This window comes from Limnospira sp. PMC 1279.21, from assembly GCF_032349615.1.
Classification (GTDB): Bacteria; Cyanobacteriota; Cyanobacteriia; order Cyanobacteriales; family Microcoleaceae; genus Limnospira; species Limnospira fusiformis.
Genome location: NZ_JARPLU010000154.1, coordinates 1 through 10,855, shown reverse-complemented (window position 1 = coordinate 10,855; position 10,855 = coordinate 1). Strand labels below are relative to the sequence as shown.

At 43.4% G+C, this 10,855-nt stretch carries 10 protein-coding genes and 1 pseudogene; 5 read left to right on the top strand and 6 right to left on the bottom strand.

Going from position 1 to position 10,855, the window contains the following annotated elements:
- From P5683_RS19165 to P5683_RS19155, 3 genes and pseudogenes are all read left to right on the top strand, one after another.
- Positions 1-187, top strand: a pseudogene (locus P5683_RS19165) (flagellar assembly protein H); the annotation flags it as partial.
- Positions 188-647: 460 nt separating this feature from the next.
- Complete coding sequence (locus P5683_RS19160) at positions 648-2,243, top strand: sensor histidine kinase KdpD (protein ID WP_006626288.1); 1,596 nt, start codon at positions 648-650, stop codon at positions 2,241-2,243.
- Positions 2,240-2,620 (top strand): DUF4189 domain-containing protein, encoded by a 381-nt coding sequence (locus P5683_RS19155; RefSeq protein ID WP_006626287.1) that lies wholly within the window; start codon positions 2,240-2,242, stop codon positions 2,618-2,620. The genes P5683_RS19160 and P5683_RS19155 overlap by 4 nt, the downstream gene beginning before the upstream one ends.
- A gap of 1 nt (position 2,621) precedes the next feature.
- Here P5683_RS19155 and P5683_RS19150 read toward each other — a convergent pair whose 3' ends face one another.
- The 6 genes from P5683_RS19150 to apcB all read right to left on the bottom strand — a co-directional run bounded on the left by P5683_RS19150 (position 2,622) and on the right by apcB (position 8,506).
- Positions 2,622-3,422: a hypothetical protein gene (locus P5683_RS19150; protein WP_006626286.1), complete on the bottom strand. Its 801-nt coding sequence runs from the start codon at positions 3,420-3,422 to the stop codon at positions 2,622-2,624.
- Positions 3,423-3,469: 47 nt separating this feature from the next.
- Positions 3,470-4,927 carry a hypothetical protein gene (locus P5683_RS19145; protein WP_006626285.1) on the bottom strand — a complete coding sequence of 486 codons (1,458 nt, stop codon included), beginning with the start codon at positions 4,925-4,927 and terminating at the stop codon, positions 3,470-3,472.
- Between the two features lie 150 nt (positions 4,928-5,077).
- The gene (locus P5683_RS19140; RefSeq protein ID WP_006626284.1) at positions 5,078-5,803 is read right to left on the bottom strand and encodes a hypothetical protein; all 726 of its coding nucleotides are present in this window, start codon (positions 5,801-5,803) and stop codon (positions 5,078-5,080) included.
- The gene (locus P5683_RS19135) at positions 5,784-6,620 is read right to left on the bottom strand and encodes a TlyA family RNA methyltransferase (RefSeq protein ID WP_006626283.1); all 837 of its coding nucleotides are present in this window, start codon (positions 6,618-6,620) and stop codon (positions 5,784-5,786) included. The genes P5683_RS19140 and P5683_RS19135 overlap by 20 nt, the downstream gene beginning before the upstream one ends.
- Before the next feature lie 48 nt (positions 6,621-6,668).
- A complete protein-coding gene (locus P5683_RS19130) occupies positions 6,669-7,904 on the bottom strand; it encodes a DNA cytosine methyltransferase (RefSeq protein WP_035760242.1) in 1,236 nt (411 codons plus the stop codon).
- A gap of 92 nt (positions 7,905-7,996) precedes the next feature.
- Complete coding sequence (apcB, locus tag P5683_RS19125) at positions 7,997-8,506, bottom strand: allophycocyanin subunit beta (protein WP_006626281.1); 510 nt, start codon at positions 8,504-8,506, stop codon at positions 7,997-7,999.
- A gap of 173 nt (positions 8,507-8,679) precedes the next feature.
- On the opposite strand from apcB, the gene glnA reads away from it, so the two are divergent.
- Both glnA and P5683_RS19115 read left to right on the top strand, forming a co-directional pair.
- Positions 8,680-10,101: a type I glutamate--ammonia ligase gene (gene glnA / locus P5683_RS19120; RefSeq protein WP_006626280.1), complete on the top strand. Its 1,422-nt coding sequence runs from the start codon at positions 8,680-8,682 to the stop codon at positions 10,099-10,101.
- A gap of 132 nt (positions 10,102-10,233) precedes the next feature.
- A complete protein-coding gene (locus tag P5683_RS19115) occupies positions 10,234-10,695 on the top strand; it encodes a hypothetical protein (protein ID WP_006626278.1) in 462 nt (153 codons plus the stop codon).
- Positions 10,696-10,855 lie beyond the last annotated feature (160 nt).

Sequence of the window (10,855 nt, the reverse complement as noted above, 5' to 3'; positions counted from 1 at the left end):
GGAAGGTCTCCAGGAAGGTCTCCAGGAAGGTCTCCAGGAAGGTCTCCAGGAAGGTCGCGAAGAAATCACGCGAAACATTGTCCTACGTTTGAATAACCTGGGTTATGCTTCGGAAGCGATCGCCGAAATTTTAGGCTTACCTGTTGATGAAATTCTGCCGATTTTAGAAGATTCTAATAAGGGGTAAAATTTGCAAATCACTATTAATTAACCAGGTTTTTGGGTAAAAACAGGGAACCGATTACCTATTAAATAAATATCCCGAAAACCTGTTTTTTCGGTAGGGTAAGAATTGGCAAGCGATCGCCGCCATCTTACCCTTAGCTGTCGCGCAAATTCAACATACTTTTAAATTGAATCATACTGATAATTACTAATATCCGTCGTGGCGGGTAAATTTTAGTCAAAATTGATATAAGTTTAATTGTTGGTGGAGTGAATCAGTGTAGTGGTAGGTTCTGGCTGAGGGGAATAGGATAACGAACGGTTTCTACGGCGTGACGGGTTCGGTTCTACGAATCTACTGGAGCATAATAGCAGATATGCTGAAAATAGGATAAGTTAACCCATATTCAGTATTTCATTTTCCAGAGTCAGGGTAATTATATGAATGGCGCTAATCAATCGGAAACGATGGAGAGAAAGCTATGAGTGATTTTAGTGTAGCAACTTTAAGCGAAATTTTAGCTAGTGAAGCCCTAATAGGCGATCGCAGTCGTTATTCCCGCCAGAAAGCCGAAGCCGACTGGTATGGGGCTATTCGTAGCTTAAATCAATTCCTAGAAGTGACCCCCCCCAGATATCCGAGAATTTCATCAACCAATGACAATCAACTGATCAGCGATATTCCCCCACCTTATTCCCATCGTGGTTATGTCATCTCTGGTCCATCTCCGGTATTAATGAATCCCCGTCTAGCGAGTGATTTCACTACCCTAATTTTGACCTGTGAATCGCAATTCGGGTCTGTAGGATCAGTATGGGGAAGAGAAAGGGGATTTCGGTTATTACCCGCATCCCACAAGGGGGATATTCCCGTTTGTGCAGAAAAAATTAATCAGTTACCCTTTCAGTCAGCTTTTCCCTTATCTGGAGACGATCCACTTATGGGGGAGAGATTTTGTTTAGTCTTGACCGCCGAATTTAGCCTAGTGATGGTGTTAGGGGTTAATCCTGCTAACGATCCGGCGTTTTTGTTTTCTTTTGATCCAGATCTAGTCAAGCGATCGCTGTTGCTGTTGCGCCAACGCATGGTTAAACAGTCCTCAACCGTCCCCAGTCACGATCACCATTATATTACTCAACTAGATGCGATCGCCTCACAATTTCCCCCAGTCGCCCCCCATTATCAAACTGTGACCCAGTTTAGCCGTTTGCTGCTGCAAAACTCAGCCCTACCATGCGATCGCCCAACCCAGCCAAAAACTAACCCCTCCGAAACCGTAGTTGTTCCCCAATCACCTGAAAACCTATTAACAGTTGGGTCATCAGTCGGGACAGACTACACTATTAGACAATCCCAGGCAGAATTATTACAGGCGATCGCCCATGAAGTTCGCACCCCCTTAACCACAATTCTGACCTTAACTCGGCTACTGTTGAAGCGTCCGAATTTCGACCCAGAGGTAGTCCGTAAACGCTTAGAGTCCATTGATCGCGAGTGTAGCATCCAAATCGATCGCTTTAACCTGATTTTCCGGGCGGTAGAATTGGAAATGTCCCCAAATCCCCCCTCCTCTTGCGAAATTCCTAGCAATACCGGAGTGCAGTTAACCACCATGTCTTTAGGAGATGTGTTCCAAAACGGACTACCACGATGGCAAAAACAAGCCAGCCAGCGGAATCATACCCTAGAGGTGATTTTACCCAAACAATTACCCTCTGTAGTTAGTGATCCGACCTTATTAGACCAAATGCTAACCGGGGCGATCGAAAACTTTACCCGCAGTCTACCATCTGGTAGCCATATTAAAGTCGGTGTAAGACTCGCCGGACAGTTGTTGAAATTGCAGCTAGAGTCCCATTCTCACACCCAAACTCATTCCCCTTTTACAGTTGCGCCTAAGTCTCCCCTAAAATCTATCGGACCTGTCTTGATGGTGCAGCCAGAAACCGGTAGTCTAAGTTTAAATATAAATGTCACTAAAAATCTGTTCCAAGCCCTTGGGGGGAAATTAGTTGTCCGACAGCGACCCCAGCAAGGGAAGGTGATGACTATTTTCCTACCTGTACAAGTCCGATGATTAAGTGTTTGAGTCTGACTGGGTTAATTCTGATTGCGCTTGAAGGTATCACTACTGGGGCTATTGTTGCCCAAAATCGCGATCATTACGGGGCGATCGCTACTTCAACCACTAACCCCGCTATCTGGGGTTACTCCCATGACTACCCCACACTCGCCCAAGCCCAACGTTACGCCCTAGAATACTGCGGACAGGCTGATTGTCAGATCCGGGTATGGTTTAAAAATGGTTGTGGTGCGATCGCCACTAATGGCTCTAATATTGGATCAGCTTGGGCTGTAAATAGGGCCGAAGCTGAGGCGCGTTCAATTGTCGCCTGTGGTCAAGGAGACTGTAAAATTGAGGTCTGGGCTTGTACAACCCATTTTAACCCTTAAATTATTGTTCCACAGCTTTGGGAGTGAATCGAATTTCAATCCGGCGGCGACTGGGGTCAGAGGTGCGGTTAATAGAAGCATAATTTCCCGAAGCCTCATATAATTGCGCCGCCGAATATGCTTTAAACGTTAATCCTAATGACTGCAATTCTTCATTTCCCTGTAATCTTTGGACAACTGATAAAGCGCGCATTAAGCCTAAGTCCGCATTAGAACCAGGAACTAGGCTAGTAACCGCTTGGTTATTGCGTGCAACTTCTTCTAATACTTGGTCTAGGTTGCTGTAACCGCCCCCTGTAACTTGTCCGTCAGTATGACCGATGACTTCTACCACATATCCCTCATAATCTTCCGCAAAATCCTTAATTTGTGCTACTAATTTATTATCGATAAACTCACCTAATTCTAACGAAATCACCGCACTACCGGAGTCAAATGTTCGTGATGATGAATCTCGCAATACAATCACTGGTGGAGATTTGAGGCGTTCCACTTCTCCCTGTAATTGCATAATGCGATCGCCTCTATTTCTCAGTTCAGTTTGTAGCCTAGCTACCTCTCCTTGCAGTCCCGTCACCTGAGTGGTTTGCTGTTGTAGTCTACTTTGTAATTCCGACATTTGTACTTCTAATTGTTCGGAACGAGAAGCCGTCGCATCAGAAACCGTTTGAATAAATATCGACTTGATAATTGCTAACAACAGAAATAGGCTCAAAATCATAAACGAATTAGCCATTAAATCCGTAAAAGATGGCCACAAGTTAAACTCTTCTGATTTCTGATTAGAACGGGAATAACGCATATTTTTTGCCTCTTAAATCTTATTATTTACAGCTTTAATGCTTGACATTATTGCTTTTCTATGGTATGCCTGAGTCGATAAAGTTCATTTTTAGTGTCCTGTAAATGACTCACACATTCTTGTAACCCAGAAATTACTGGTTGTAACTCCATTGAATTAATCGAATTCCCTGGATAATTAGCAGCAACTCCGCCGCCGACTGCTGTATTGACTCCCTGGCTGTAAGTTTGCATAGCTACTACCAACTTCGATAATTCCGCCTGAATTTCTTCCAGATTATCAGTTTTATTCACCATGCGCCTTTGTAGGCTATCCAGGTTATTTACAGCCAATTGAAACCCTTGGGAAGCAGTTTGCACCTGTTCAACGATATGATTAAATGATTGTTGATTCTGATTCTGGGTTTCTAATAAATTTAATGCCGTTTGATTAGTTTGTTGGATTTGTTCACTAAATTTAATCAGGCGTTTGCTGTAGTTTTGCAGTTCAATAACAGCTAAATCCACCGATTGTACTGAGGTAGCCAACCCGGAAGCTGATTGGGAAAAACTGCGTTGAGTATTGGCTAAGTTGATAGTAGCATTGGAAAGCTGTTGGGGGAACTCGCTTTGTTCAAAAGCGCGCGCTACTTCCAAAAAGCGATCGCCCGCAATTTGAAAATCCTTAGCACTTTGCGTCACTGTCACTGAAGCATCAATTAACCGACTATAAACCTGTTCAGCCAGTTGATTAGCTTTCAGGTTAGTTGCATAAATTTCATCAATCTTTTGTCGAAATGCTGTCTCGATAGACGTTTGGATACCTTGACCAAAACGGATTAAAAACTGGTCAAATACCTGCACCATCTCTTGAACAATTTTATCAGTTTTCGTTTGACCTTTCAGAGTAGGTTGATAAATATTATCCAGATAGTCTTCTAAAGCACTCATCCAGCGATACTTAGCCAGATTAGTATTAAACATGAAGTTAATCACCACCAGAAGCGCGCTAAATAAAATCGCCGCTAAACTGGTAGTAAAAGCAATTCCCATTCCCTGTAAAGGTGTTTGAATATCCTGGAGTAAACTGCTAATGTCAGTGACATTAGTGGTGCTGACCGTTTCACTGAGGGAATATAAGTTAATCGTAATACCAATAAAAGTTCCCAGTAAACCAAAGGATAGTAATAAATTGGGAAGAATGCGCCCCAATTGTTCAATTTGTTCGCAGGAAATCAACAAAACTCGCTGCTGACTATAAACCTGATCAATAATTGCTGGAGTGTTGACTTGTTCCAATTGTTGGCTGGCTTCAGCTAGTCGAGTTTCTAAATAATTGACTATTTTCGGTGGTTTCCTGAGAGGCTGTCCGTTAATGAGTCTAATTACTTGGTTTCCTTGGTCAATCAAATAATAGTGTAGCGCCATTCGCAGGAGAACCGCTATCACCGATGGTACAATGACCAGGACAACAATCAGAATTATAAGGTAACTAGGAATAGCCATAAAATAACCGTTAGATTGCATGGTTGTAATTCTGCTACAGTTTAGTTTTCCCCAATTCCGGTTGAGGCATTCACCCAAATTTAGGTAAATTCAGCCAAATCTCAGTCAACTGTAACCACCACCATGATCATCATAGCTAATTTTCCCCGGCTTGCGGGAACTCAATGGGTTTTATCTCCCCACAATTTTGAGACCTTCCCGAAAATGTGCCGTAGCGGTTATCGCCGCCACCGAGAAATAAAATAATCTGATTCCCCAGAAGCAAATTCCCATTAACCAATTAACTATGGTTGGGGGAATACCGCTGACTCTGACAAATTTTGAGTTAACTTGTTTTTCCAGTCTATCTAAATCCTGCATTTGTGACTGTCTGGTGGGAATCATCGGAAATTGACCTGTATATAAATAAAAGCCCAAAACTCCCTGATGTCCAATGCGACGTTCTAAAAATGAGTTAGCAATGGTCATGGCTTGACTGTTGCTAATTTGGTCTTGCTGGGAGATGTCCTGAATCCATAGATCGTATTTAATATATTGGGGAATGGCTAAAATAACTGGCACTAAAATAATTAAAAATATGGTGCTGATTCGGCGACTGTCTCGGGTGGGAAGCAAACCGGTTGCTAATCCCAATCCCATCCCCAGTATGGCAAAAACCAGTAAATTTAATAACTCAATAATTTCTAGCCCTCTTAATAAGTCACCAAACACAAAAATCGGATACACAAATCTATGGGCTAACTGGAGGGCGATGACTTTAATGGAAATAGCGATCGCTACTAAAATCACCCCGCAGGTTACATAAGCCAAAGCACAGATCAGATATCTAGCGCCTCGCTTTATGGGTGAAATCGGTGGTTGGGAACGTTGGGATAATTTAATTTTTTGCTTGACCATTTTGGAATTGAATTTGAGTGAATTCAGTCATTTTGGCGATCGCATCTAAACTGGGGATAGCTTCACCTTGATCAGATAACCATAACAGATATTCAATGTTACCAGCCGGACCCTGAATCGGTGATGCTGTTAACCCCCGATACTCCCATCCCATGCTTTCAGCCTTCGACCCGACCCCCAAAATTGCCTCGGCTTGATCAAGTGGCGATCGCACCACCCCTTTTTTGCCAACCCGACCCTTCCCCACCTCAAATTGAGGTTTAACCAACAATACCACCTCTCGTGGAGGTTGTAGTAGTTCCCACAGGGCGGGTAGAATCTTGGTTAGGGAGATGAAAGATACATCCACCACCCCCAAATCAGCAAAACTGTTTCTAGTATAATCCTCTTGGTGATATAATTGCTCCCGAGTCAGATAGCGGAAGTTGGTGCGTTCCCGTAAAATCACCCGGCGATCGTTGCGAAGTCGCCAATCTACCTGTCCGTAACCTACGTCAATACCATAAACCTGTTTAGCCCCACGTTGTAGCAGACAGTCCGTAAATCCACCCGTGGAAATACCAGCATCAATACAGATTCTATCAGTAACATTGATCGCGAATTTCTCCAGCGCTTCCGCTAGTTTTTCCCCGCCACGAGATACATAAGGCGATCGCGCTTTCACATCTATAGTCGCCGAAATATCTACTTCTGTACCTGGTTTATCAACTACTTGGCGATTGACCATTACCTCCCCCGCCCTAATCAAACGTTGGGCTTGTTGTCGTGAGTCTGACAAATGGCGATCGACTAGCAATGTATCAAGACGTTGTTTCATATCATCAAGACTTCTTAGATTAACTATTTTTGGCAAAAATAAATTATTTTATCTTAATCGTTTTCTCTTGGGTATAACATAGTCAGAGATTCCCCAATAACTACAGGCTTGAGAGATATTATATGATAACAAACTTTCCGGCACTTGTGCCAAAGTTGTTGATTTTAACTGATTTACATCTACCCCCAGGGCATCAATTACCGACCCGCCAAGCTGTTTAGCCAGAATCGGAATCACCGCATTTCCAATTTCCCGAAATCCATGCCATATAGTGCGATGAAATTGAAACCAATCCGGGAAAGTATGAAGTCTAGCCGCCTCCCTAATAGTGATACATCGAGGGATAGAGTAGTGAATAGGTCGGGGTGCTGTATAAGCTCCTTTATCGCTATTAGTACCTGCTCTCAGAGTATTACATAATCCCGTAGGTGAGAGTTTAAAAAATCTACTTTTGGGTTCAACTGTACCTGGTGGAGTCTCAGCAAATCTGGCGATCGACAGGGGAGTGTGAACCGAGCCAACATGACCATAAACAGTCGGCTCAATAGTACGTTTATGGCAGAGCGAAAAACTATCACTAGGGACTAAGGAATATTTTTTGCGATCGCCTTCATATTCTAGGAAAGCCGGAGAAATTCCTGGGTCATAATTAGTAAAATGATCTATCTTTTCTAGGTCAGATATTGCTTGATAAACCGTGAACATTTCCGATTTATTTGTGGCAGGATATTCAGCTATTTTCACATCGAATCGACTACCGATTAATATTAGTCTTTTTCGTTTTTGAGGAGCCCCGTATTCACTAGCATCAAGAATTTTAATCGGCTTTTGGATCTGGTAGCCAATAGCTTCAAATTCAGTAATTAGTTCATTTAAAAACCGTTTATGTTTGCCAGTAGCGATACCCGGCACATTTTCAAAAATAAAGTATTTGGGCTGAATTTCCGCAATCATTCTGAGATATTCAAAAACCAGGGAATTTCTCGGGTCATCAAGTTGACGTTTACCTATATGGGAAAATCCCTGACAGGGAGGCCCCCCCGCAATCAAGTCAACTTGTGTATCTTGATATTTTAATTGTAATTGCTCCAGAATTTCGGCGCTTGTAACTTTTGATATATCTCTGCATATTGTATGACAGTAGGGAAAGTTAAAATGATGTACCAAACAATGAACAGCATCAAACTCTACCGCCACAGCCACATCAAACCCCGCCGCCTCCAAACCCAGAGACATCCCCCCACACCCAGCAAATAAATCAATCGCAATTGGTCTTTTGGTCACTGTTAAATTTTCCCCGAAAAAACAAGAGGCGAACATATAATAATTAATGTCGCCCCTTTTTATGTTAAATTTTCCCCATCTGGAAAATGATCTTAAACGTCAGTTTCGCTCAATTCAGCGATCAAATGGTCAAAGGGCTGTTCCAAATATGCGCCCACTTCAATACCCGCAGCTTGAACCTTCTCAGTCACCAAGTCTTTGAGGATACCGATACCAACAACAGTTGGACCAATGGGAACCCCAAGAGAATTATAAGTTTCGCGCAAGCCTTGTAGCACACGCTCATCAAGAACATCTGTATCGCCTGCTACCAAAGCATAAGTTGCATAGCGCAGATAATAATCCATGTCCCGCAGACAGGCTGCATAGCGACGGGTTGTATAAGCATTTCCACCCGGACGAATTAACTCAGGTAGGTCGCCAAACAATTGAGAAGCAGCTTGCTTAACCAACTCTGCTGCATTAGCCGTGATAGTTGCTGCCGCTTGAACCCGTGCGGTTCCGGTGACAAAGTAGGATTTTAAGCTATCAATGGCATCTCGGTCTAAGTACCGCCCGGTAATGTCGTAATTTTTAATCAGGCTCGTTACTGCGTCCCGCATCAAGTCGATCTCCCTATGATATCTTTATCTTTAAATTATTTTGATCCAGGTTGCGTCATAGTGTAGCACTCAATACAAAACTTAATCAATTGAAGTCACTATGATCAACCAGATGTGCTTCGTCAGAAAATCTGGTAAGCTCCTCAAATAGTGGAAATTCTAAGGAGAGATATATGCCCACGACAGCCCAAGAAGTCTTGAGTATGATTCAAGACCAAGGTATTAAAGTTATCGACCTGAAATTTATCGACATGCCAGGAACCTGGCAGCATTTGACCGTATACTACGATCAGATTGATGAAACTTCCTTCACCGATGGGGTGGCTTTTGACGGTTCCAGTATTCGGGGTTGGAAAGCCATCAACGAATCCGATATGATGATGGTGCTAGACCCGACAACAGCCTGGTTTGACCCCTTCATGGCGGAACCGACCCTGAGCGTGATTTGTAGCATCAAAGAGCCTCGGACGGGGGAATGGTATAGTCGCTGTCCGAGGGTGATTGCTCAAAAGGCGATTGACTATTTGAAGGAAACAGGTATTGCCGATACAGCCTTTTTAGGTCCAGAAGCTGAGTTTTTTGTGTTTGATGATGTCCGCTTTGACCAAAATCAACACTCTGGTTACTACTTTTTAGACTCCATTGAGGGCCGTTGGAATTCTGGTCGGGAAGAACCAGGAGGTAACTTAGGCTATAAACCCCGTTATAAAGAGGGTTACTTCCCTGTATCCCCCACAGATACTATGCAAGACTTGCGGACTGAGATGCTGCTAACGATGGCTCAGTGTGGGGTTCCCATTGAAAAGCATCACCATGAAGTAGCCACAGGCGGACAAAACGAACTGGGTATTAAGTTCGGAACCCTGGTAGAAGCTGCTGATAACTTGATGATTTACAAATATGTCATCAAGAACGTTGCTAAAAAGTATGGCAAAACTGTCACGTTCATGCCTAAACCAGTTTTTAACGATAACGGTTCTGGTATGCACACTCACCAGTCACTCTGGAAAGGTGGTCAGCCTTTGTTTGCAGGAGATGGCTATGCTGGATTGAGCCAAATGGCTTTACACTATATCGGTGGTATTCTCAAACACGCGCCGGCTTTGTTGGCTCTGACTAACCCAACCACTAACTCCTATAAGCGTCTGGTTCCTGGTTTTGAAGCTCCGGTGAACTTGGCTTATTCCCAAGGAAACCGCTCGGCTTCGGTTCGGATTCCTCTGGCTGGTGATAGCCCCAAAGCCAAGCGTTTTGAGTTCCGCTGTCCTGATGCTACGGCTAACCCCTACCTCGCTTTTGCGGCTATGCTCTGTGCGGGTATTGATGGCATTAAGAACGAAATTGACCCCGGCGAACCGCTGGATGTGGATATCTATGATCTGACTCCTGAAGAACTCCGCAAGATTCCCTCAACTCCTGGTTCTTTGGAATTGGCTCTGGAAGCTCTGGAAAATGATCATGCCTTCCTGACGGATTGTGGGGTGTTTACGGAAGACTTTGTTACTAACTGGATTTCCTACAAACTCGATAATGAGGTTAACCCCATGCGGTTACGTCCTCACCCGTTTGAGTTTTCTCTCTACTACGATTGCTAATCTTCAGAACTTCTATTCTGAGACTTAGCCAGTCACCCCCAGAGGGGGGTGATTTTTTGTTTAACCCCCCCGATTCGATAAAATTGTTAAAATCAATTACAATTCTTAACATTTAGAGATTTTTCACTGGTCATGTCAGATCCCTTAACTCAACTAACTTATCAGGCGTTTCAGTACAGCAAGAGCGTTTTAAGTTTGGCTCATAAAACTTTGAGCAATCAAGTGCTGGAGATGGTAGCACCACCGACCCCAGAGCGTAGACCTCAACCTCTGAAACCAGAGGTGATTAACAAAATTCGGGACTCTTTGGAGAAAATATATCAAAGGGATTGGGAGGAGGCGGAAAGGGGGGTTTATCCCGCCTCGATTTTGTTTGATACGCCGATAGAAGATATATTGCGCTACTATCCGCTGTTATGGTGGGATATGCTGCAAATGCAAGAACGTGCTAATCAGAAGCGATATCAGGAATTTGCGCGGGAAATTGATACGGAGGGCTATCCTGGTTACTACCTCCAGAATTTCCATCATCAGACTGATGGCTATTTGAGTGATTGGTCGGCTAATTTGTATGATCTGGGAGCAAGAATTTAATCCAAGATTTGCTTAATATCTTAGGACAATAAGGTACAATACCCCAAAAGATTCGCAACTCAATAATGAGTATACGGTCAAACCCCAGACCATGCCAAATTTCCTTGACGACATACTCATCAAGTCGGATTCTTCATGGTAAAATCCAATCATGCGTGCG